Origin of the sequence: Paraliobacillus sp. X-1268, assembly GCF_003426095.1 — a bacterium.
Classification (GTDB): Bacteria; Bacillota; Bacilli; order Bacillales; family Amphibacillaceae; genus Paraliobacillus_A; species Paraliobacillus_A zengyii.
Genome location: NZ_QJSK01000012.1, coordinates 1 through 24749 on the forward strand (window position 1 = coordinate 1; position 24749 = coordinate 24749).

Annotated in this window: 24 protein-coding genes; 21 read left to right on the forward strand and 3 right to left on the reverse strand. The window is 34.7% G+C overall.

Annotation, left to right across the window (positions count from 1 at the left end; all coding sequences use genetic code 11):
• The first annotated feature begins 417 nt into the window (after window positions 1-417).
• From safA to yajC, 12 genes are all read left to right on the forward strand, one after another.
• Complete coding sequence (gene safA / locus D2K62_RS12695) at window positions 418-1545, forward strand: SafA/ExsA family spore coat assembly protein (RefSeq protein WP_117161573.1); 1128 nt, start codon at window positions 418-420, stop codon at window positions 1543-1545.
• Complete coding sequence (locus D2K62_RS12700; protein WP_112181469.1) at window positions 1526-2500, forward strand: aminoglycoside phosphotransferase family protein; 975 nt, start codon at window positions 1526-1528, stop codon at window positions 2498-2500. Before safA ends, D2K62_RS12700 begins: the two co-directional genes overlap by 20 nt.
• A 31-nt stretch (window positions 2501-2531) precedes the next feature.
• Entirely contained in the window at window positions 2532-3272 is a 741-nt protein-coding gene (nadE, locus tag D2K62_RS12705) for an NAD(+) synthase (protein WP_112181468.1), read from the forward strand.
• Window positions 3273-3424: 152 nt separating this feature from the next.
• Window positions 3425-4153, forward strand: a complete 729-nt coding sequence (locus D2K62_RS12710) for a YebC/PmpR family DNA-binding transcriptional regulator (protein ID WP_112181467.1) — start codon at window positions 3425-3427, stop codon at window positions 4151-4153.
• A gap of 122 nt (window positions 4154-4275) precedes the next feature.
• The gene (locus D2K62_RS12715) at window positions 4276-4605 is read left to right on the forward strand and encodes a hypothetical protein (RefSeq protein WP_112181466.1); all 330 of its coding nucleotides are present in this window, start codon (window positions 4276-4278) and stop codon (window positions 4603-4605) included.
• A 130-nt stretch (window positions 4606-4735) separates the two neighbouring features.
• A complete protein-coding gene (locus D2K62_RS12720; protein WP_112181465.1) occupies window positions 4736-5299 on the forward strand; it encodes a BofC C-terminal domain-containing protein in 564 nt (187 codons plus the stop codon).
• A gap of 385 nt (window positions 5300-5684) precedes the next feature.
• Complete coding sequence (gene ruvA / locus D2K62_RS12725) at window positions 5685-6296, forward strand: Holliday junction branch migration protein RuvA (RefSeq protein ID WP_112181464.1); 612 nt, start codon at window positions 5685-5687, stop codon at window positions 6294-6296.
• 12 nt (window positions 6297-6308) lie between these two features.
• Window positions 6309-7310, forward strand: coding sequence for a Holliday junction branch migration DNA helicase RuvB (gene ruvB, locus D2K62_RS12730; RefSeq protein ID WP_112181463.1), 1002 nt, complete (start codon window positions 6309-6311; stop codon window positions 7308-7310).
• On the forward strand, window positions 7307-7507 hold the full coding sequence (locus tag D2K62_RS12735) for a DUF2905 domain-containing protein (RefSeq protein ID WP_112181462.1): 201 nt from the start codon (window positions 7307-7309) through the stop codon (window positions 7505-7507). The genes ruvB and D2K62_RS12735 overlap by 4 nt, the downstream gene beginning before the upstream one ends.
• A gap of 10 nt (window positions 7508-7517) precedes the next feature.
• Window positions 7518-8549, forward strand: coding sequence for a tRNA preQ1(34) S-adenosylmethionine ribosyltransferase-isomerase QueA (gene queA, locus D2K62_RS12740; RefSeq protein WP_112181461.1), 1032 nt, complete (start codon window positions 7518-7520; stop codon window positions 8547-8549).
• A gap of 31 nt (window positions 8550-8580) precedes the next feature.
• Window positions 8581-9720 (forward strand): tRNA guanosine(34) transglycosylase Tgt, encoded by a 1140-nt coding sequence (tgt, locus tag D2K62_RS12745; protein WP_112181460.1) that lies wholly within the window; start codon window positions 8581-8583, stop codon window positions 9718-9720.
• Window positions 9721-9736: 16 nt separating this feature from the next.
• Entirely contained in the window at window positions 9737-10003 is a 267-nt protein-coding gene (gene yajC / locus D2K62_RS12750; RefSeq protein WP_112181459.1) for a preprotein translocase subunit YajC, read from the forward strand.
• A gap of 193 nt (window positions 10004-10196) precedes the next feature.
• Here the strand turns inward: yajC and D2K62_RS12755 are convergent, their stop codons facing one another.
• Entirely contained in the window at window positions 10197-10571 is a 375-nt protein-coding gene (locus tag D2K62_RS12755; RefSeq protein ID WP_112181458.1) for a TIGR04086 family membrane protein, read from the reverse strand.
• A 157-nt stretch (window positions 10572-10728) separates the two neighbouring features.
• Here D2K62_RS12755 and D2K62_RS12760 point away from each other — a divergent pair, with 157 nt between their 5' ends.
• Together D2K62_RS12760 and D2K62_RS12765 are read left to right on the forward strand one after the other, a co-directional pair.
• Window positions 10729-12036: an ArsB/NhaD family transporter gene (locus tag D2K62_RS12760; protein WP_112181457.1), complete on the forward strand. Its 1308-nt coding sequence runs from the start codon at window positions 10729-10731 to the stop codon at window positions 12034-12036.
• 60 nt (window positions 12037-12096) lie between these two features.
• On the forward strand, window positions 12097-12765 hold the full coding sequence (locus D2K62_RS12765; protein ID WP_117161574.1) for a DUF421 domain-containing protein: 669 nt from the start codon (window positions 12097-12099) through the stop codon (window positions 12763-12765).
• On the opposite strand, the gene spoVB is transcribed toward D2K62_RS12765, so the two are convergent.
• Complete coding sequence (gene spoVB, locus D2K62_RS12770; RefSeq protein ID WP_112181455.1) at window positions 12762-14315, reverse strand: stage V sporulation protein B; 1554 nt, start codon at window positions 14313-14315, stop codon at window positions 12762-12764. The two genes, D2K62_RS12765 and spoVB, sit on opposite strands and share 4 nt — an antisense overlap.
• Before the next feature lie 115 nt (window positions 14316-14430).
• On the opposite strand from spoVB, the gene D2K62_RS12775 reads away from it, so the two are divergent.
• The 7 genes from D2K62_RS12775 (at window position 14431) to dtd (ending at window position 23523) form a co-directional block, all read left to right on the forward strand.
• Window positions 14431-14727: a post-transcriptional regulator gene (locus tag D2K62_RS12775; protein ID WP_112181454.1), complete on the forward strand. Its 297-nt coding sequence runs from the start codon at window positions 14431-14433 to the stop codon at window positions 14725-14727.
• Between the two features lie 185 nt (window positions 14728-14912).
• Window positions 14913-17159, forward strand: coding sequence for a protein translocase subunit SecDF (secDF, locus tag D2K62_RS12780; RefSeq protein WP_117161575.1), 2247 nt, complete (start codon window positions 14913-14915; stop codon window positions 17157-17159).
• A gap of 102 nt (window positions 17160-17261) precedes the next feature.
• Window positions 17262-17600: a LapA family protein gene (locus tag D2K62_RS12785; RefSeq protein WP_112181452.1), complete on the forward strand. Its 339-nt coding sequence runs from the start codon at window positions 17262-17264 to the stop codon at window positions 17598-17600.
• 66 nt (window positions 17601-17666) lie between these two features.
• Entirely contained in the window at window positions 17667-20018 is a 2352-nt protein-coding gene (recJ, locus tag D2K62_RS12790; RefSeq protein ID WP_112181451.1) for a single-stranded-DNA-specific exonuclease RecJ, read from the forward strand.
• Window positions 20008-20520 (forward strand): adenine phosphoribosyltransferase, encoded by a 513-nt coding sequence (locus tag D2K62_RS12795; protein WP_112181450.1) that lies wholly within the window; start codon window positions 20008-20010, stop codon window positions 20518-20520. Before recJ ends, D2K62_RS12795 begins: the two co-directional genes overlap by 11 nt.
• A 333-nt stretch (window positions 20521-20853) precedes the next feature.
• Window positions 20854-23055, forward strand: coding sequence for a RelA/SpoT family protein (locus D2K62_RS12800; RefSeq protein ID WP_112181449.1), 2202 nt, complete (start codon window positions 20854-20856; stop codon window positions 23053-23055).
• A 24-nt stretch (window positions 23056-23079) separates the two neighbouring features.
• A complete protein-coding gene (gene dtd / locus D2K62_RS12805; protein WP_112181448.1) occupies window positions 23080-23523 on the forward strand; it encodes a D-aminoacyl-tRNA deacylase in 444 nt (147 codons plus the stop codon).
• Window positions 23524-23574: 51 nt separating this feature from the next.
• Here dtd and D2K62_RS12810 read toward each other — a convergent pair whose 3' ends face one another.
• Window positions 23575-24687, reverse strand: a complete 1113-nt coding sequence (locus D2K62_RS12810) for an N-acetylmuramoyl-L-alanine amidase family protein (protein WP_112181447.1) — start codon at window positions 24685-24687, stop codon at window positions 23575-23577.
• Window positions 24688-24749 lie beyond the last annotated feature (62 nt).

Below are 24749 nucleotides of genomic sequence, written 5' to 3' on the forward strand. Positions count from 1 at the left end.
AGAAAACAGAAAAAGCTTTATCTGGTATTTGTTCAACTAAGTCATGGATTGTATAGGCAATATCATTTTTTTGCAATTTAATTTCTAAATCTAACGGCAAAATTACTTGATTCATGTTATAATCTTTGAACATAAGGATACCTCCGATAGTTATTGTTTCGTCACTTTAATTTTATCAGAAGGTATCCTTTTTTACTTACTAAAATTTTCGATTTTATAAAAAGTTGCACCCTCCAACCATAAATTTGGAAAGGTGCAACTTTTTATTGTTTATCTGGGTTTTGTCCCAGCCTCGTTTTTTTAATTTTATTTTAATTTATTATCAACTTTCTAGGTGAATCGCATATGTTGATAATGAATTATAATGTGATATGCCTAATTCACTAAGTGCTAAAATATAGGAAGGAGTTTTCACTGTTGAAAATTCATATTGTACAAAAAGGTGATACGTTATGGAATCTTGCACAGAAATATGGGGTTAACTTTGAAGAAGTGAAGCAATTGAATGCACAACTAGCAGATCCAAATCAGATTATGCCAGGTATGAAAATTAAAATACCTACTTCAACAAAACAAGTTCAAAAACAACCGGTAAATGACAAAACGATGCATCCATACAAAGATGTGTCAAAGAAAGCCCAACCAGTTATGTACGAAGATGATACAAAAAAAACAACGCCAGTAAAAAAACAGATGCCAGTAAAGGCTGAGCCAATGCCTGTGCCACAACCAATTCAGTTACCAAATTTACCTGATTTTTATTCAACTAATTATAATATTGATGTAGATATTGAGGATAACGATACGGAAATTAATCAACATAACTTCCAATATACGGAACACCAAACGCAGCCACAACCACAACCAATTCAGCAACCAATTCAACAGCAAATGCCACAACCAATGCAACCATCTCATCATATGATGCAGCAGCCATGTATGCCGTGTATGCCACCGATGCAGCAGATGCCGATGCAATACCCACAACAACAGATGCCAAGTTTTGCTTCTGTTCCAATGGATCCGTGTCACCAATTTCAATCACCACAAAGTTTAATACATGGTCAGCCACCTGTTTATCAAGGATATGACATGGGTGATGAAATGGAATCATCCAGCATAGAAATGCCACCTATGCCAAACCAGTATATGAATCAACAAACCATGCCATTAATGCAACAAAATGGCGGCCAGTGGAATACGAACCCAGGCATTTATTCAGGTGAGCAACAAGGTAATGCTCCGATGCCTCAGTATAATATGACGCCTAATGGATATAACCAAACGCCACCTCCGAATGGAATGCAACAAGGTATGCCCCAAGGGACACAACCGGGTATGCAAATGCCACAAGGATTGCAACCAGGTATGCAGATGCCAACAGGTGTTGAAAATGCAATGGATCAACCATTTTATCCAACACAACAAGGCGCACCAGGAATGATGCAACCACAAATGGACTATAATATGCCATTTCAACCGATGCCACAGATGGGTTCACCTTATCCTTATCGGATGACTGAAGATGATGAGGGAATTGAATAGTAGTAAACGAGACGATTCAGCAAAGAGTCGTCTCGCTTCTTTTTTACTAGAAGAGGGTGATTTAAAAATAATTTCTATAAAGATCATTAAGTATCCAATATTTAAAATAAAGACAGAAACGAATCAACTATATATTATAAAAGGATACAAACAATTTTCTATCATCGATAAACAATGGGATTTTTTTTCGAAAGTGAGTCAATCCTTTATTACTAAGTTTATTGCATTTCCGAATAAAAGACTTTTTTTAGAAGGATTTGGGTATTACTGGGCGATGCAACCTTATCTGCATGCTAAAAAACTAGATTATCATGAAGAAATAGATCGTCAAGCGGCACTAGAGACATTATCCGATTTTCATGAAGTTACCAGAGGGATACGTATGGATACTGAACTTAAGTCTACTAAAATAATCGGGAAATGGTTCAGACGATTAGAAAAGTGGCGTCAAACTAAACAGGCATTAATTAATACTGGAAATGCTTCATTGTATAGTGAAGTAGAAAAAGTAATGTTAGAACGGATCGATCTGTATCATTTAGAAAATATACCGAAACTTGAATCGAATGATGCATCGCTTTTAACTTGGAATCATGGTGATGTTGCTTCTCACAATTTTTTGAGAGATAATAGAAATAGAATATACATGATAGATTTTGATTTGTTGGCGTCCGCTCCACCATTATATGATTATATCCAGTTATGCCAGCGTTTCTTACCGTATATAGATCACAGTCTTGATCAATTATACACATACATACACACCTACTCGCTAAAAGAATGGCGTTTGTTGTTAATTGGTGTAACTGTTCCAACTGATTTAATACGTGAATGGTGGTATTATATGACAAGACCTCATACTGAAGCAGAGATAAAGGCATATATAGAGCAGTTTTCAATGAGTTGGCAGGAGCGGAAAAAGTTTGTCGACCAAGTAGATACCATGCTAAAATAATAGTAATGATAGTGGAAGGGGATAATCAAAGATGCAAGAAACAGCAGAAAAACTCGTTAAATGGTTACAAGATCAAATCAAAGAAACTGGCGTAAAAGGTTTAATAGTCGGTGTGAGTGGGGGAATTGATTCAGCAGTTGTTGCAAACCTGATTAAGCGTGCTGCTCCTGAGGCTTCTTTAGGTGTTATGATGCCATGTAAAAGTAATCCTGAAGACCTGGTACATGCAAATAAAGTAGTAGAAGCTGCTGGAATAGACAATGTAACAATTGATTTAACTAACACACATGATACTATGCTAACTGAAATTAATAGCCAATTGACACAGGCTGGTACATTAAATCCTGATCAAAAGCAATTGGCAGATGCTAATCTACGTGCGCGTTTACGTATGAGTACATTGTATGCATTAGCAGCAAATCATCAGTACTTAGTTGTCGGTACAGACAATGCTGCCGAATGGTATACTGGTTACTTCACTAAATTCGGAGACGGTGGTGTCGATTTAGTACCACTAGTGCATCAAACGAAAGGTGAAGTAAGAGAATTAGCTAAAGTCTTAGGTGTACCAGATGAAATTATCAATAAACAGCCAAGTGCAGGTCTATGGGAAGGTCAAACAGACGAGAACGAGATGGGCACAAGTTATGCAACTATTGATAGTTATCTCAAAGGTAATGAAGTTCCTGAAAAGGATAAAGAAATTATTGATCGAATGCACCGTACAACAGCGCATAAACGTGAAATGGCTAAAGCACCAGAAGTATTTTAATTGATAAGGCTTGAATTTTTACTTTAAAAAAGACTCTTTGTAATTGAAACATACAAAGAGTCTTTTACCTGTTTTAAAGGAAAATCTAGATATGTTATAGTAATATAAAGTACTTAATATCAACGGTATATTTAGGAAAGGATGTTATATAATTGGCAGGTCATTCGAAGTGGAAGAATATTGAACGCCGTAAAAACGCTCAAGATGCAAAAAAAGGCAAAATATTTATGAAGGCTGCAAAAGAAATTTTTATCGCAGCAAAGCAAGGTGGAGGAGACCCTGAAATGAATCCTTCCCTGCGGTTAGCAATAGATAAAGCAAAGGCAACCAATATGCCAAATGATAATATTGATCGGGCAATTAAAAAAGCTACTGGTGGGTTAGATGGCGCAAATTACGAGGAAGTTATCTATGAAGGATATGGCCCTGGTGGTGTAGCGGTAATGGTCGAATTGTTAACAGATAATAAAAATAGAGCAGCTGCTGATGTTCGCCATGCATTTACAAAAAATAATGGTAATTTAGGTGAAAATGGGTGTGTTTCTTTTTTATTTGAACGAAAAGGATACATAGTGATTGAAAAATCGGCAACAAATGCTGATGAAGATTCGATGCTTCTTACTGCTATAGAAGCTGGGGCAGAAGAAATGGAAACAAATGAAGAAGTATATGAAATCTTTACAGAGGTAGAAGATTTTCAAGAAGTTAAAGCTAATTTAATGGAAGAGGAGTACGAGTTGGAAACAGCAGAAGTAACAATGTTCCCTCAAACGTATACAGAATTAAGTAAGAAAGATTCGGAGTCAATGGAACAGTTACTAAGTGTATTAGAAGATTTAGAGGATGTTCAAGAGATTCATCATAACGGTTTAGTAGAATAAAGATGGTAAAATATAATAAAGTCTGACATATTTCTGATTATTTTAAAAATAATAGGCAGTAAGCCATTTCTAAATCAAGCAAATTAGAATATAATGATAAAAAACATAATGAGGTGTCTTCAATGAGTGAAATAAATGATAGTGAAGCTTTACAAGATCAATTTACTACAGACAGACAAGATGCACTCAAACATTTAGATCATTTTATTAATGATGAAAAGGATTACTATGTAATCTATCAAAAAGCAAGTCAAAGTGCAAAAAGAGAATTGAAATTTAATCAAGTTAAAAAATTGCATGACAATAAGTATGCTATTGCGATGCATAATGAAGATTTTAATGATGCTATCCGTTACTATAACGGAGAAGAAATTATTTTAGAAGAAAATGAGATATTTGAAGTGCGAATTATTGATCCTGATGAATATGATTTTGTAGTGTATACCGACTAAACCTTTAGTCGGTATTTTTGTTTTGTTTTTTATACTTTCACGAAAGTATAAAAATTTAACTATTGGTCAAAGATAACAATGATAGGACAAACTATCGTTGCATAAGTTTAATTGACCGAGGTGAAAACAAATGCATAGAAAAAAAATTTATATAAGCGTGTTAATTAGTGTAATAGCAGTCGTGGTTTTAATTGTTAGTGTTAACAAAGAACAAAGCGATGTTAATGATGTAATAGAAAGAGAAGTTACACCAACAACAAGCCAACCTGAAGTTAATGAACAACTAGTATTAGAAGTGACATTACAGAAACAATATCTTGATGGTAAAATAGAGGAAGAAACGCATGAAGAGTCTATTGGTGCAATGGAAGACTTTTGGGCATCGTATGAAGATTGGCAACTAGTAGAACAATCATCAGGTGAAATGACTTTTAGAAAGCAAGTGGATGATATTTCTCCATACTTAAAGGCAAATGGTTATTTTGGTTTACAAGAAGGAATGCTATCTATTTTTGAGGGTGAACCTGTACATCAGCAAGTAATTCAATCTTTTTATCAAATCGATACAAGCACATTAGAGAGTTTTCAAATAGAAGAATTAGAAACAGGAATTAAGATTGAAGACATAGAAACCTATCATCAAGTTTTAGAAGTTTATCGTGATCTCTCTCCAACAAAACAAGTCCAAGGTTAAACAAGTGAAGCGGATCGATGCTTCGCTTGTTTTCTTTTAGTTTATTTTTACTTTCTCAACTTTCGTAATGTAAATCAGGCACTTAAGTCTTGGTATAACAAGAAAGTCTCACAATTCAAAATAGAAGTTAGCTGAAGACTTGCCCGCGGAAAGCGACTGCCTGTAGCGCAAATCAACATGGTAGTTACTACAGAGTCTATGGTTCTTCGAAAATCAACAATTTTTTGAAATTGTGTCAAGCTATTATAATAGACATACTCTAAACTCATAAAATCCAACGTTTAATGTAATATGCTCAAATGTCTGAAAGTGATGTTATACGAACGTACGATTGTGTGATAAACTAGAGTAAAGATTTTTTGGAGAATGTTAGGGAGAGATGATGATGATTGCGTACATAAATGGTAAACTAGATACAGTGACTGAAACGACTGCTATTGTCGAAGCAAATGGAGTAGGTTATGAAATTATTTGTGCAAATCCTTTTAAATTTCAAGATCAGTTAGGTGAGCAGGTACGTATTTTTACATACCACTACATAAGAGAAGACGCTCAAACTTTATATGGATTTTCAAAGGTGGACGAAAAATCATTATTTGCACGAATATTGAATGTTTCAGGAATTGGACCAAAAGGTGCTTTATCAATTGTCGCCACTGCTGGTGTACAAGATTTTGTTGTGGCAATTGAGGAAGAAGATGAAAAATTCTTAACGAGTTTTCCTGGAGTAGGAAAAAAGACGGCTCGTCAAATGATTTTAGATCTTAAAGGGAAGTTAACAATAGAATTTGATGTATCTGCTAATGTAGCGGATGCTAAAACTGTAAAAGTTACAACAGATCAAATAAAGGCATTAGATGAAACAGTAGAAGTATTAAAATCACTAGGATACTCTGATCGAGAAATTAAACAAATTTCCCCTAAGTTAAAAGAAGAGGCTTCTAAAAATACGGATGAATTAGTGCGAAAAGGTTTAGCACTACTTATGCAAAATTAGAGGGGTGAGGAAATGGAAGAACGTATGATTTCAAGTGAAATACATGAGGAAGATACATCCATCGAATTAAGCCTACGTCCCTCCACCTTGGCGCAGTATATTGGACAACATAAAGCGAAGGAAAATTTAGCGATTTTTATTGAAGCAGCCCGCTTGCGGAATGAACCTTTAGATCATGTTTTATTATATGGCCCACCTGGTTTAGGAAAAACGACAATGGCTTCTATTATTGCAAATGAAATGGGTGTACAATTTCGAACAACTTCTGGGCCAGCAATTGAGCGTGCCGGAGATCTAGCAGCAATATTGTCTTCATTGGAAACAGGAGATGTTCTGTTTATTGATGAGATTCATCGATTGCCACGTGCTGTGGAAGAGATACTATATCCCGCGATGGAAGACTTTTGTTTAGATATCGTGATAGGTACAGGTTCTACTGCTCGTTCAGTGCGCTTAGAATTACCACCATTTACATTAGTAGGTGCAACGACACGAGCTGGGCTATTAACAGCACCATTGCGTGACCGTTTTGGTGTATTAAGTCGCTTAGAATTTTATGAAACGGATGATTTATGTGAAATTGTAGAACGTACTGCCTCTATTTTCGAAGTGACAATTGAAAAACAGTCAGCAGTAGAGATTGCAAGAAGATCGCGTGGAACACCACGTATTGCTAATCGGTTGTTAAAACGTGTGCGAGATATATCTCAAGTGCGAGGAGAATCTGCAATTAGTTTAGCTATTACCAAAGAAGCATTAGAGATGTTACAGGTCGATCAATCTGGATTAGATCACATTGATCATAAACTGCTACTCGCTATAATTGATTCTTTTCAAGGTGGACCGGTTGGCATAGATACATTAGCCGCAACAGTTGGCGAGGAATCACAAACAATTGAAGATGTTTATGAACCATTTTTACTGCAAATGGGCTTTATTCAACGTACACCAAGAGGACGTCTTGCTACACCAAAAGCCTATCAGCATGTTAATCGAGAGGTGCCAAAACCTTGACCGATTTCGGAAAAATGCTTATTGTTATTGGTATTGTATTGATTATAGTTGGTGTATTGTCTGGGATTATTGGTAAAATACCTGGGGATATTAGCTTTAAGAGAGGGAACTTTTCTTTTCACTTTCCGATTATGACATCTATTATAATAAGTGTGATTTTATCGGTTATTTTATTTATTATTAGTAAGTTTCGTTAAGGAGTGCAACATGGAGATAAAAGATTTTGATTTCAATTTACCAGAAGAGTTAATAGCACAAACGCCATTAAAAGATCGAACATCATCTCGATTATTGATAATGGATAGAAAAGATCGAAAAATAGAACATAAAAAGTTTGTAGATGTACTAGATTATTTAAATACTGGCGATTGTTTAGTATTAAATGATACCAAAGTACTGCCAGCAAGATTATTTGGAAGTAAAATTGATACTGGTGCAAAAATAGAAGTGCTATTGCTTCATCAACAAGAGGAAGAAGATGTTTGGGAAGTACTAGTTAAACCAGGAAAAAAGGTCAAAATAGGAACTGAAATAAGTTTTGGAGATGGCAAGTTAACCTGTGTTTGTCTAGATTTAAAAGAACATGGTGGTCGAATTGTGAAGTTTAACTATCAAGGAATTTTCTTAGAAGTGTTAAATCAACTAGGAGAAATGCCACTTCCTCCATACATTAAAGAGCAATTACCTGATCAAGATCGTTATCAAACGGTATATGCACGTGAGCAAGGATCTGCAGCAGCACCAACAGCAGGCTTACACTTTACTGAGGAGCTGTTAGAGAGTTTTAAAGAAAAAGGTGTTGCAGTTACTTTCTTAACGTTGCATGTTGGATTAGGTACATTTCGTCCGGTAAGTGTTGATACAGTTGAAGAACATGATATGCATGCTGAGTTTTATCATATGTCACAAGAAACAGCTGATACGATTAACAACACGAAAAAAAATGGTGGTAAAGTTATAGCAGTAGGAACAACTTCTACAAGGACGTTAGAGACGATCGCACGTGATTATGATGGGAAGCTAGTTGCAGCTAATGGTTGGACGGATATCTTCATTTATCCTCCTTATAAATTTCGTGTAATTGATGGATTAATCACCAATTTTCATTTGCCGAAATCAACACTTGTTATGTTAGTTAGTGCTTTAGCGGATAGAGATTTTGTATTAGAAGCATACAACGAAGCAGTACGTGAAAAATATCGCTTTTTTAGTTTTGGCGATGCAATGTTAATTCTATAAATTTTACAACTAGAAAGGAAAAATACAAAACATGGCAGCAATCACATATGAATTAATTAAAACATGTAAGCAAACGGGGGCTAGATTAGGTAAGGTTCATACACCTCATGGTTCTTTTGATACACCAATGTTTATGCCGGTGGGCACACTCGCAACAGTTAAGACAATGAGTCCTGAAGAATTAGAAGAGATAGGTTCCAAAATAATACTATCAAACACCTATCATTTATGGCTTCGACCTGGTGAAGATATTGTTAAAGAAGCTGGAGGCTTGCATAAATTTATGAATTGGGATGGAGCAATTTTAACCGATTCAGGTGGATTTCAAGTGTTTAGTTTAAGTGATTTACGTGATATAGAAGAAAAAGGTGTTCATTTCCGTAACCATATTAGTGGGGAAAAGTTATTTTTGTCACCAGAAAAAGCAATGGATATTCAAAATTCTTTAGGTGCGGATATTATGATGGCTTTTGATGAATGTCCACCATATCCAGCAGAACACAAATATATGAAGGATTCAGTAGAACGAACGAGCAGATGGGCTGAACGATGTTTAGAAGCACATAATCGTCCTGGAGATCAAGGTTTATTTGGAATTATTCAAGGAGGCGAATATGAGGACCTTCGTCGTTTAAGTGCTAAAGACTTAACGTCACTTGACTTTCCAGGTTACGCTATTGGTGGACTTTCCGTTGGTGAGCCTAAAGATGTGATGAATCGTGTTTTAGATTTCACGACTCCGATGCTTCCAAGTGAAAAGCCACGTTATTTAATGGGTGTAGGATCGCCTGATTCTTTAATTGATGGTGCAATTCGGGGAATTGATATGTTTGACTGCGTTTTGCCAACACGCATAGCACGAAATGGTACGTGCATGACTTCGGAAGGTCGTGTTGTTATTCGAAATGCAAAATATGCACGTGATTTCTCGCCAATTGACCCAAATTGTAAATGTAATACTTGCAGAAACTACTCTCGGGCGTATATTCGTCACTTAGTAAAAGCAAATGAAACTTTCGGTTTTAGACTTACTACTTATCATAACCTGTATTTTCTGTTAAACTTAATGGAGCAAGTCCGCGAAGCGATAAAAGAAGATCGTCTTGGTGATTTCAAAGAGAAATTCTTTGAAGATTATGGTTATAATAAACCAAATGCTAAAAACTTTTAAGAAGGAGGGGAATAGATTGGATATACTTGCAACAGTTTTTCCGTTTATTTTAATGTTTGTGATTTTTTATTTTCTTTTAATTCGTCCACAACAAAAACGTCAAAAGAAAGTAAGACAAATGCAAAGCGATCTACAAAAGGGAGACAAAATTATCACGATTGGTGGTATGCATGGAACTGTGTATGCGATCGATGAAGATACAGTTATTATTGAAGTAGATGGAACGAAGCTTACATATGATCGTTCGTCTGTTAGAGATGTAGTCTCTCAGACAGAAGCTTAATTAATAAAACGTTACAGGCTAAAAAATAGAGAGGACAGCACTCAAGTGCTGCCCTCTCTATTTTGTTTCGAAAACACCCCTTACGTCGTAGTGTATAGATGTTTCGTGTTAAACTAAATTTTTTAAATAAGTAGTCTCTTTTAGATACTATCAAGCAATTCCAAACCTAGTGAACGATCAGAAAGTATAGTTATTAGGCTTTACGATACGTATTAACCCCAAAAATAGCTCCAACTAGACCCGTTACTAAAAACCCAGTATGATATAAAATCTGTGATAAAGAAAAAACAGTTTGAAGTCCTAAGTATTGATATAAGAAAATAAATAAAGAAAATCCAAGACTAGTAAGAATCCCAATTAGCCATCCTTTTTCTCCGGCTTTTAGTCCAGCAACCCAACCCCCTGCAAATAATGCAAGAAAACTAATAATTGTTGTTGTTCCACTAAGTGTAGAAGCTCCTAAAGAAGTAAAGCGTAGTAATAAAGATAAAATAAGACTTGCTAATAATAGAATAGCTAATATGACAATCCAGCCATGTAACAGTGCCTTAAACCTCGTATTTACCATAGTTGTTCCTCCTTCGCTTGTCCTAAATTACGTGTTAATTAAATCTATGCAACAATTGCTGAAAAAGACTTAAATATTTTCTTAATCTCAGCATATATTGATAGAAAAGCTCTATGTATTTAGACAGGTTAATTTACCCTTGGAAAGGGGACAAGCAATGGCTTTTACAATAGCAATTATCATCTTTATCGTATGCTATCTATTTATTATTTCGGAAAAGGTTAATCAGGCATTAATAGCGCTCTCAGGGGGTGTCCTATTATTACTTACAAAAGTATATACGTGGGAGGCCGTATTCACTGATTACATTGATTGGAACACAATTGCATTACTTTTTTCAATGATGGTTTTAGTTTCTATTACGAAGAAAACGGGATTATTTACTTATATTGCAATAATATTTGCACAGAAAGTAAATGGAGCCCCAATTCCATTGTTAATAGGGACGGCTGTTTTAACTGCTTTAGGATCTGCGTTACTTGACAATGTAACAACAGTCCTCTTATTTGTGCCGATCATTTTAACATTAACAAAGCTTTTGGAGTTGCCAACTTTTCCTTATTTGTTAACTATTATTTTAAGTTCTAACATAGGAGGAACAGCTACACTAATTGGAGATCCACCAAATATAATGATTGGGCAAGCAGTTGAACATTTTACATTTTTATCATTCATTACTAATTTAGGGCCTGTTGTTATCATTTTATTTATTTGTATGCTTGGATTTGTAGTCTTGCGATTCAGAAAAGAGCTTGTCATGAAATTGCATTTAGTAGATGACTTACTACAAATTAATGCTAGTAAATATATTAAAAAAAGCCCGATGATTTATCAATCAGTATCTGTGCTAAGTCTCACAATTCTTGGATTTTTACTTCATCCAATTTTTCATATTGATCTAACAACTGTAGCTGTTTTTGGTGCTCTTCTTTTACTTATGTTAACGGAAAAGGAGTTAGAAACAGAAAAAGTATTTCAAGAGATTGAATGGATTACCTTATTCTTTTTTATCGGATTGTTTATGTTAGTAGGTGGCCTGGAAGAAGTAGGTGCTATTGATGAACTGGCACGATATATTATATGGGTAACAGAAGGTGACCTTCCTTTAACAGCTATTATACTACTATGGATATCAGGATTAATTTCACAAATTATTAATAATATTCCTTTTGTTGCTGCTATGATACCGGTTATAGAAGAGTTTCAGGCCTATGGGATGACGAACGTTGATCCATTATGGTGGGCTCTTGCTCTAGGTGCGTGTTTAGGTGGTAATGGTACATTAATTGGTGCATCTGCTAATGTTGTCGTAGCTGGATTAGCGGAGGGCGAGGGAGAAAGTATATCCTTTATGCGTTATTTAAAGTATGGAATTCCTTTTGTTTTATTTTCAATGATTGTTTGCACAATATATATATATTTCCGTTATTTGCGTCCTTTTATTGATTCCTTTTTAATAGGATAATAATTAGAAAACAGGCGATAATAAAAGGAGGAAAGACCATCAAGTGAGGACGGGATAACGATGGATTTTGAGTTAGGAACGTTAATTTTTAGAACATTCTTTATTTATATCATAGTTGTGATTATCTTTCGTTTAATGGGTAAACGAGAAATTGGAGAACTGAGTATATTAGATATCGTTGTATTTATTATGGTGGCAGAAATGGCGGTGTTTACAGTCGAGGATACCGATAGGATGTTGATTGAAGCTCTCATCCCAATGGGTCTTTTGTTGTTTATTCAGCGAACTGTTGCATGGCTATCATTAAAAAACAAGCATTTTAGAGACTGGTTTGAAGGAAAAGCCTCCGTAATTATTTCACGTGGTAAAGTTGATGAGTATGAAATGAAGAAAAATCGATATACGTTTGATGATTTATTGCAACAACTAAGAGAGAATGGAACGAAGAGTATTCAAGATGTAGCATTTGCTATTTTGGAACCATCAGGTAAGTTATCTATTTTTGAAAATGCGAATCAAGAAGAGGAAAGTGCTAAAAACGGTTTTGTTGTTCCACTGATTATAGATGGTGTCATTCAATTAGAAGGTTTAGAGAAAATAGATCAAAATGAATCTTGGCTTATAGCGAACTTAAAACAAAAAGGATATGCTGATATAAAGCAGATATCCTTTTGTTCTTTAGATCAATCTAAAAACTGGTTTGTAGATATAAAAAATGAATATACTTAAGAAACAAAACGATTAATGAATGGTAGTTGAGCTAATTCTTCTTTTGTAATAAATCGCAAGAAAAAAAGCAAACAGATATATACAATCAGAATCGAAATTAAGAGCAATAAAAATGGAAGTAATGTAGTTTGGTACCCAGTAAAGATTTCTTTTAAAATGTTAGCTGTTAGCCATGTTAATCCTAACAACGCAATCATTTTAAGTAAGTCAACTTTTGGGATACGAAATTGTATTACTTTATTTAATGTTGCTAGATGTAAAAATGTCCCTAAAACTACACCTACTGTCATCGCAATTGCAGCCCCCATAATGCCAAATGCCGGATTTGTTGTTAAGACAATTAATATAACAAACTTCACACATGTACTAAGTATATTATTCCACATTGCTTTTTGAGCAAAGTCTAATGCTTGCAAGGTAGCATTCAATGGAAATTGAATGTATAGAAATAAAAATAAAGGCGCCATTAGAATAAGAAACCCACTTGCATTTGTTGTGCCATACATAAAATGTAAAATAGGTGAAGCAAACATAGTTAATATAATTGTAGCTATTGCACCAGAAGCGAAGGAAATGCGAATTGCTTGATGGATACGGTAATGAACTAAAGAATGATTATGTTTCGCTTCTGCTTCACTAATATTTGGAATTAAGGCTACAGCTAAAGAATGTGTAATAAAAGTAGGGAAAAATAAAAGTGGAATAGCATAACCGGTTAATGCACCATATTGCTTGGTTGCAGCAATCGTGGTAATACCGGCAATAGCCAAACTTTGAGATACTAAAATAGGTTCTAAGAAATTTGATATTGAACCAACTAATCTGCTCCCCGTGCTAGGTAAGGCAATTGATAATAAAGATTTTAATGTATCTTTCCCCGTTGTTATATATGAAAAAGTAGCATGATGTAATGTGATTCGTTTATGTTTGCGAAACATTCGTAGCATGAACATAAGTGAAATGAGTTCACCAATTATAACTGAAATCATAGCTCCACAAGCAGCAAATTCAATTCCATAAGGAAGTAATAATCTTATAAAAAACGCTACACATGAAATTCGTATTATTTGTTCGATAACTTGTGCATAACTTTGTGGTTTCATATTTTGTCGCCCTTGAAAATAACCTCGAATAACGGATGATATGGCGCTAATAGGTACCATTGGCGTAATGGCTAGTAATGGGTATAATGTTCTTGGGTCTGTTAAAAAATGCCTTGCAATAATTGGTGCACTGATAATCATCCCTATTGTAAAAAATATACTTAATGTACCAGTGATAACGAGAGAAATTATTAGAATTTTTTTAATTTGTTTCGTGTTATTATTTGCTTCTGCTTCAGCTACCCGCTTGGAAATTGCGATAGGTAGTCCAAACTGTGATAAAGTATAGATGAGAAACAGGGTTGGTAAAGCCATGTTGTAAAGGCCTATACCCTCTTCACCCATTAACCTAGCTACAACAATTCGATTAATAAAGCCTAATAATCGTGTGATAAGTCCAGCAACTATTAATATAAGTGTTCCTTGCAAAAATGTTTGTTTTGTCATTATTGACAATCCTACCTTCTCAAAAAAATAAAATTCCTATACAATAATGTATATGCAGATAGATTGGTCAAGCATGACAAGCAGTTAGATAAATCCGAAAGAGGAGGTTTTATATATGGTAGTAGTTAAACAAGTAGAAGACTGGAAAAGTACAGTACTAGTGGTCTTGGATAGTAAGGTAGAGGAATTAATTTTAATGGGCTATGATAATGCAACACGCAAAATTGTATGGAATTGCTTAATTGAAAAAGTGTGGAAAGGTAATCCGGAAAAGCGGTTGTTTGAGATAGTAGAAGATATTTATCATTTAAGTGCTAGTAAATTCATGAGTTATTTGACCATGCAATCTTATCAAAATGAAGATTTGATGGCTTCTATTGCTGCATTAAATATAATGAATGAAGTGAACTAAACACTTATTGCTTATTTGTGATTTTTGGATTGACATTAGTTGATCTTCGTTTCATAATATTTTGGTAGTATAGTTTTAAATATGAAAATGTAATAGAGTTTAAATGAGTTACGCTATTCTTTTAGAAAGTAGTCTTACATAGTTTTTTTAAAAAGAAGAATAGTGTAGAGGAGGCGCAATTGTCCATGGTAAAACGAGGCAGAATTATTGCCTTTTTTCTGATCGTCTTAGTCTTAGCAGGTACGATTGGGACGACAATAACAGGTGTTACAAAAGATATAAAATTAGGTTTAGATCTACAAGGTGGAGTTGAGATCTTGTATGATGTGGAGGCGCTTGATGGTGGAGAAATAGATACGGCTGATCTTGAAGCCACTGTTGAATCATTGCGTCAACGTGTCGATGTGTTAGGTGTAAGTGAGCCTAATTTCAATATTGAAGAACCAAACCGTATAAGGGTTCAATTAGCTGGGATAGAGAATGAAGATGAAGCACGTGAATTACTATCCACATCAGCTCAATTGTCATTTCGAGATGTCAATGATGTAGAATATTTAAATGGTTCAGATATTGTTGAAGGTAGTGCTAGACAAGATTTTGATGCCACAACCAATCAACCAATTGTAACCGTTCAATTTAAAGATGCTTCCGCATTTGCTGAGGTAACGAGTGAAATTTCTCAAATGGAAGATAATCGATTAGCGATTTGGATGGATTATCAAGAAGGTGATTCATTTGAAGAAGAATCGCAAAAAGCTGAACCAAAGTATATTTCCGCTCCAGCTGTAAGCTATACGATAGATCAACCAAATGTACAAATTGATGGTAGTTTTACAGTTGAATCAGCTAAACAACTCGCGGATATTTTAAATGCAGGATCACTTCCCGTCAATTTAACGGAAGAATATACGACATCTGTAGGTGCTCAGTTTGGTTTGCAAGCGTTGGATAAAACGGTCTTTGCTGGTATGTTAGGGGTTGCGTCAATCTTCCTATTTATGCTTGTTTATTACCGGTTCCCAGGCTTTATAGCTGTCGTTACATTAAGTATGTATATTTATTTAGTATTACTCGTATTTGAACTAATGAATGGTGTATTAACATTACCTGGTATTGCCGCTTTGATTCTTGGGGTGGGTATGGCAGTAGACGCTAATATCATTACCTATGAACGAATGAAAGAAGAATTAAAACAAGGCAAGTCTATCAGTGCCGCGTTTAAATCAGCAAATAGTAACTCCCTGTCTACTATTTTTGATGCGAATATTACGACTTTAATTGCAGCAAGTGTATTATTTGCATTTGGTACAAGTTCTGTCAAAGGTTTTGCGACTTTATTAATCGTAAGTATCATTTTAAGTTTTATCACCGCAGTATTTGGTTCCCGATTCTTCTTAGGTCTATGGGTTAAGAGTAGATTCTTGAATAAGCGTCCAAGTTGGTTTGGTGTTAGAAAAACAGATATTAAAGACATAGCGGATACAACCGAAGTCGAGCCTAAAGTTTTTGGACGTCAAGTTGATTTCGTGAAGCATCGCAATAAGTTTTTTGCGCTTTCAGGTATTTTGGTTATAACGGGTATCGCATGTTTAAGTATTTTTGGATTAAACCTTGGAATTGATTTCGAAAGTGGTTCACGTGTTGAAATTAATGTTGGTGAACCAGTTGCCGTTGAACAAATTGAACAAGACTTTAAAGAAATTGGATTAGAAGCAGAAAATATTGTTTTATCTGGTAACGCTAACGATATAGCTGTTGCACGTTTTGATACTAAATTAGAACAAGATACTGTTGCTGATGTACGAACTTATTTTAATGAAACATATGGTTCAGATCCGAATGTGAGTACAGTATCCCCTGTTGTAGGTCAAGAATTGGCAAAAAATGCCCTTTATGCGGTCATAATTGCTTCAATTGGGATAATTATTTATGTAACGATTCGTTTTGAATATTATTTCGCATTAACAGCGATTCTAGCCCTACTGCATGATGCATTCTTTATACTTGCAATATTCAGTATTACCCAACTAGAATTTGATATAACGATTATTGCTGCAATACTAACGATAGTCGGTTATTCAATTAATGATACAATCGTTACATTTGACCGGATTAGGGAAAACCTCAAAGCTAAGAAAAGAGTGCGAACGTTTGAGGCGTTATCTGAAATTGTCAATAGAAGTTTAATGCAAACATTAGGTAGAAGTATAAATACAGTACTTACCGTTATTATAGCTGCTGTTTTCCTCTATATTTTCGGTGCAACTTCGATTACCAATTTCTCATTTGCACTCGTGGTTGGCTTAATCGCTGGTACGTATTCATCACTATTTATCGCAGCTCAAGTATGGCTGATATGGCGTGGTAAGAATATAAAAGAAAAACCAATCATCTATGCAGAAAAGAAACGAAATGATGGTCCACAAGTTTAAGGAAAATAGCTCTTCCTAAAAAGGGAGAGCTATTTTTTAATACGTTTTATATTTAAGGGTTTAGGGAATTATACTTATAATTCAAGAAAAAGAGGTGTTTACATGAAAGGACAAACGCATATTATTTTAGCACTTATCTTCGCACTTATTGTAGCTGTGTTTGCAGTTATTAATGTCGCTCCTGTAGAAGTTGATTATCTATTTGGAACTGGACAAGCACCATTAGTACTTGTCATCTTAGTATCTGTTTTAATGGGTGGTTTAATTACAAGTGCATTTGGTATTTTTCGATTATTACAATACCAAAAACAAGTTCGTTCACTTAAAAAAGAAATCGCAAGTCTAAAAAATGTTGAAAAAGAAAAGGACATATCTACATTAGATGAGCAAAGTGCAGATAATAATGAAATTAATAACACAAATGACACTTCTAAGGAATAACAAGAAGTATTTGTATTTGAACCCCCTGACATACTCTTGTATAATAAGTAAGTCAGGGGTGAACTTATGTTACAAAGTCAAACAAAATGGAATTTTACATATAAACAGCATGCTGCAATATCTGAGGAACTTGCATCATTAAATGTATCACCAATGATTAAAGGTATGCTTGCTAAGCGAGAAATTTCGACAATAGAAGAAGCGGAAACATTTTTAAATCCTAACTTAAAAGATCTACATGATCCTAGTTTGTTAAATGATATGGAGAAGACAAAACAACGTATTGATCAAGCGATTGAACAAGGTGAAAGTATTTTAGTTTTTGGTGATTATGACGCTGATGGTGTTAGTGCGACGGCTGTATTGATTGAGGCGTTGCGTGAGGCAGGAGCAATGTGTGATTACTATATTCCGAATCGGTTTACAGAAGGATACGGGCCTAATGAACAAGCTTTTAGGGATGCAAAAAAACAAGGTTTTCAACTTATTATTACTGTTGATACTGGAATTGCTGCAATCGAACCTGCTTTTGTGGCGAAAGAAATTGGAATTGACTTAATTATTACGGATCACCATGAAGTACAAGAATCACTTCCAGAAGCTTACGCGATTGTACACCCGAAATGCTCGGAAAGTTATCCATTTAAAGAATTAGCTGGTGTAGGCGTTGCTTTTAAGTTGGCCGAACATATATTGGGCTATTTTCCAACACAACTTTTAGATCTAGTTGTTATTGGAACAATAGCTGATTTAGTTCCATTAGTAGGAGAGAACCGTATTTTAGCGTATCATGGTTTAAAAGCAATTAGTCAATCTAATCGTCCGGGTATAGATGCGTTAAAACAAACGTGTAGTATACAAGGTGATATGACAGAAGAAGATATAGGCTTTTTAATCGGGCCGCGTATTAATGCTGTGGGTCGATTACAAACAGCTTATCCTGCAGTTGAATTATTATTAACGAAAGACCAAGAAGAAGCGCAAGAAATTGCAACACAGATTAATCAGCTTAATCAGGAGCGACAACAAATAGTGAAAGAAATTGCTAAAGAAGCAATTATGATGGTGGAATCTACACCTGATGAGAATAGGAACGTGATCGTTGTTGCCAAAGAAGGTTGGAATCAAGGTGTTCTTGGAATTGTAGCATCAAAACTAGTTAGAACGTTTCAAAGACCTGCCATTGTTTTAACGATTCAGCCAGAAGAAGGTTATGCAAAAGGATCTGCTCGCAGTATTCAAGCATTTGATTTATTTAAAAACGGTATGCAAATAAAAGATCAATTTTTACGGTTTGGTGGTCACTCGCAAGCAGCAGGCATGACGCTTTTACAAGAGAACGTTGATAAAATACGTCATTCGCTTAATCAACTAGCAGAAGAGCAACTGCAACCGGAAGACTATAAAGAACAATTAGATATAGAAGACTCTATTGAAATCAATTCAATTGATATTGGTTTAGTAAATGAGTTAAATAAAATAGCTCCATTTGGTATGGGTAATCCGAAGCCTTTATTCCATTTAAAGGATAAACCTAATGAATTGAGGCAAATAGGTAGTGAAAAAAACCATTTGAAAGTTTCATTCCGTAGTGATTCTGTTCAACTGGCTGGTGTTGGTTTTGGTATGGGAGCATTGTATCATTCTATTTCAGAACATACTGAAATAGAAGCAGTAGGTTTTTTGCAAATTAATGAATGGAATGGTAAAAAAAGTCCACAGCTCATGATCCAAGATCTAGCAGTAAATGAGTGGCAATTATTTGATTATCGAGGTTCTAAATTATGGTCAAAAAAACTAGAACATTTAGATAAAAACAAAACGATTATGCTCTCTTTTGAAACAAAAGAAGCTGAGCATAAGGTTGAAGGAACATATGCCACCTTTGAAGAGTTACGGATACTTGCTAAAGAGCAAGATGTTACAACGTTTAAGAATATAGTTTTGTTAGACTTACCCAATCAATTGGAACAATTAGAAGAGGTATTCTCCCTTCTCTCTCCACAAAATATCTTTGCGTGTTATCATATCGAGGAAGAGCACTTTTTGCAGTCTTTTCCTACTCGTGATGAGTTTAAATGGTTTTATGGTATGTTATTAAAAAGAGAACAATTTAATAGGAAAACTGAATTAGATATATTAAGTAAAAGCAAAGGTTGGAAAACAAATAAAATAGAGTTTATTATTAAGGTGTTTTCCGAGCTGGAATTTGTTAAAATGACAGATGGTGTGATTTATCCTAATAAGCAAGTAAGAAAACGAGATTTAACAGAATCAAATGCTTATCAGCAATCGATTAAACAAGCTGAGATGGAAAAAGTATTATATTATTCTAGTTACCGTGAGTTAAAAACATGGATGGACAGTCAAATGGAGCACACAAGCTCTGTTGAGGAGGAAATAACGAATGAATTATAAAGATTATATTACTGTGGTAGAAGATTGGCCTAAAGAAGGTGTACGCTTTAAGGATATTACAACACTGATGGATAATGGCAAGGCTTATAAAGCTGCAGTGGATGAAATCGTTGCTTATGCAGATAAAAAAGATATTGATTTAATTGTAGGACCTGAAGCTAGAGGATTTATTGTAGGTTGTCCAGTGGCCTATGCATTGGAAATTGGATTTGCACCAGTTAGAAAAGAAGGTAAATTACCACGAGAAGTAATTAAAGTGAATTATGATTTAGAATATGGTGAAAATGTACTAACACTTCATAAAGATGCAATTAAACCGGGCCAACGGGTACTAATAACAGATGATTTATTAGCTACTGGTGGAACGATCGATGCAACGATTAAGTTAGTAGAACAATTAGGTGGTATTGTAGTCGGATGCGCTTTCTTAATTGAACTTACATACTTAAACGGTCGAGATAATTTAGAAGGTTATGATATACTAACGCTAATGGAATATTAGACTGAATAGAGCATTGATAAGAGATGTTACAATAATGTTAAGTTACAGTTTATAATCTAATTAAAAGACAATGATTTCTTATAAGAAAGGAGTGCCTAATTGGAGGTACTCCTTATTTTCCTAATTAAAGGCGTAATTTGTTTTATTTTGTCAATTTCACATTTGAAAAGAGTTAATACGACTATTTGAATTAAAGAGAATTGAAATCCTTGTATCATTTGGACAAATCTTTTATTATACTATAATAAAGCTTTATGGTTTTTCGTTCTTATATATTTATATGGAAAATGTCATACTAAATGAACAGAGGCATAAGAGGGTAAAGGTGATAAAATGTCGAAAGAGAATATTTTGACAGCACAAGATGTAATTGAACAAGCTTCTCAATATCTTTCAGGTAAAGATCTTGATTTTATTAGGCGTGCTTATGAATATGCTAAAAAGGCACATGAGAACCAATTTCGCAAATCAGGCGAACCATATATTATCCATCCGGTTCAAGTAGCTGGAATTTTGGTTCATTTAGAACTAGACCCAGAAACGATTGCAGGTGGCTTTTTACATGATGTTGTGGAAGATACAGATATAACGGTAGAAATGTTACAAGAAAACTTTAATAATGAAGTTGCGATGTTAGTAGATGGGGTTACAAAATTAGGTAAAATTAAATACAAATCGAAAGAAGCACAGCAAGCGGAAAATCATCGTAAGATGTTCATTGCAATGGCAAAAGATATTCGTGTTATTTTGATAAAATTAGCTGATCGTCTGCATAATATGCGGACTTTAAAACACTTGCCCCCAGAGAAACAAAGACGTATTTCAAATGAAACGCTTGAGATCTTTGCACCATTAGCACATCGCTTAGGTATATCTGCTATAAAATGGGAGCTTGAAGATACAGCATTACGCTATTTAAATCCTCAACAGTATTATCGTATTGTCAATTTAATGAAACAAAAACGACAAGAACGTGAATTTTATATTGAAGAAGTTATGACAGAAGTGCAAAATCAATTAGCGGACATAAGTATTAAAGCAGACTTTTCTGGAAGACCAAAACATTTATATAGTATTTATCGTAAAATGGTCTTACAAAACAAACAATTTAATGAGATTTATGATTTGCTAGCAGTTCGAATAATTGTTGAGAGTATTAAGGATTGTTATGCCGTTTTAGGGATTATTCACACCTGTTGGAAACCTATGCCAGGACGTTTTAAAGACTATATTGCAATGCCGAAACCAAATTTATATCAGTCTTTACACACAACAGTGATTGGTCCTAAAGGTGCTCCGCTAGAAGTGCAAATTCGAACAAAAGAAATGCATGAGATAGCTGAATATGGAATTGCAGCTCACTGGGCATATAAAGAGGGTAAACAATTAGAACAAACAAAAGGAAATTCCGAGAAAAAACTTGCTTGGTTTAGAGAGATACTAGAATGGCAAACAGAAACACATGACGCAGAAGAATTTATGGAATCACTAAAGGTTGATCTCTTCTCTGACATGGTATATGTTTTTACTCCAAAAGGTGATGTAATTGAACTACCAGCTGGTTCAGTGCCTATTGATTTTTCCTATAAAATCCACACAGAAGTTGGAAACCAAACAATAGGTGCACGGATAAACGGAAAAATGGAGCCATTAGATTATCAACTTAAAAATGGCGACATTGTTGAAGTTTTAACATCAAAACACTCATACGGACCGTCACGTGATTGGGTGAAGATGGCACAAACATCTCAAGCTAAAAATAGAATTAAACAGTTTTTCAAGAAACAGCAACGAGATGAAAATGTAGTAAAAGGAAAAGAAATGGTAGATAAAGAAGTGAAAGCAACTGGTTTTGCTTTAAAAGATGCCATTACTACAGACAATTTAAAAAGAGTTGCGGAACGTTTTAATTTTATAAGTGTTGAAGATATGTATGCCGCTGTAGGGTATCAAGGAATAACGGCTGCTCAGATTGCAACTCGACTAACAGAAAAGTTGCGAAAAGAGGAAGAACATCAGGAATTAGAGCAAATTTTAGAAGGTGCACAGAAAAAAACGGTAAAACCAAAAGCCTATCGAAAAAAGGATTCTGGTGTAAAGGTAGAGGGTGTCGATAATTTATTAGTGCGATTATCAAAATGTTGTAATCCTGTACCAGGTGATAAGATTGTTGGCTTTATTACTAAAGGACGTGGTGTTTCTGTACATCGTGTTGATTGCCCTAATATTAAGGCAGAATTAACCGATGAACGGTTACTTTATGTGGAATGGGAAGATAGTAACACTGACATAAAACAATACCATGTTGATTTAGAAATATCTGGATATGATCGTCGCGGTTTGTTAAATGACGTTTTACAATCTGTAAATGAAATGCGAACAAATATTACTGCTGTAAACGGAAAGTCTGATCGAAATAAAATGGCAGTAATTCATTTGACTATTCTAATTCATAACTTAGGACATTTACGTAAAATTGTTGATCGTTTAAAACAAATAAAAGACGTTTATACTGTTGAACGCGTATTACAATAGCTAGTCTTAAAGGAGATATTTTTAATGAGGGCCGTTATTCAACGAGTTAATCATGCAAGTGTGTCAGTCAAGGGTGAGCAGGTAGGAGAAATTGGACGAGGTTTAATGGTCTTACTCGGTGTTACCCACGAGGATACGTTGAAAGATGCAGATTACCTTGTTCAAAAGATCATTCACTTACGCATTTTTGAAGATAATTCTGAAAAAATGAATCTCTCTGTAAAAGATATAGAAGGAAGTATACTATCCGTTTCACAGTTTACCTTATTCGGTGATTGTCGAAAGGGAAGAAGACCTAATTTTATGGGAGCAGCTAAGCCTGATCAAGCAAAAGAGTGCTATGATTATTTTAATCAATCTATTAAGAACACTGGCATTCATATCGAAACGGGTTTATTTGGAGCGATGATGGATATAGATATGGTTAATAATGGACCAGTTACGCTGATCTTAGATAGTAAAGATTGATTAAATTTTAAAAAAGTAGATCTTCCGTAATTGGAAGATCTACTTTTTTACTTATTCATTATATGAGTAATATCTTTGTAAACCTGCGATAATTCCCTGCGCAATTTTCTTCTGGTAGGAAAGTGTTTGTATCTTTGATTCCTCTTCAACGTTCGATATAAATCCTAATTCTAGTAATAGTGATGGACGGTGATTTGTTCGAATTACTTGATAGTCTCCATAATTAGTTTGACGATCTTCTGCTAATAGTGACTTTAATAATTCTGTGTGCACTATATCAGCTAAGGCTGCATCACTTTCGTTATAATAGTAGGTACTTATCCCAGCAGCATTAGGATATTGTGGGGTACTATTATAATGCAAACTTAAGAACATATCCGCATTCTGATAATTAGAAAAGGCTGCTCTACTCGTTAGTGTGTAATAGTGATCGTCATCACGTGTTAAATAAACAGTTGCTCCTAGTTGTTCTAAATAGGATTTGACCATTTTAGCAGTACGTAACGTGTAATCCTTCTCGTAATTACCACTTGCACCAATTGCACCAACGTCTCTTCCACCATGGCCAGCATCTAATACAATCACTTTATTTTGAAATACAGATGTTGCATCTGTTCGAATTGGTGAGACATCGCCAATAACCCATGAAGGAACATAACCAGTTGTGTTATCCCATTCTATTTCAAGCCAATCATTTTCAGATTGTATTGTGGAAATGACTTCACCTTTACCTAGTGTAGTGAGGATATCACCAGCTGTTGAAGGTTGACTTCGAACATTGGTTTCTTGAAATTTAGTCATGGCATTTTTAATTGTATTTTGCTCTTCTGGAACGTTTACTATATTTTCCTCTGTTGTTTCTACTTCTTCTGATTGATCAGTCTCTTCTCCTGTTTCAGGTGATAGGCTAACATATTCTGCTGCTACCCATACGGTTTGAGAATTATACGAAATCGCTATCCAATTCGGCTTTTCTTCTATGAGTTGGAATATTTCTCCTGTATTAACTTGTCCAACAACGTCATAATCCTCGCCTGGACCACTTCTTATATTTAGACCATCAGCTGCAATCGTTACTTCTTGTGCATAGACCTCAGCATAATTGGATAGACTAAAAATAATGAAAATGAAAAACAAAAAAATATGCTTTCGTCGTAGACGCATGATGTACCCCCAAATTTTTTAAAATGAATTCTAGTGTAATTATAATAGAACAACTCTAAAAT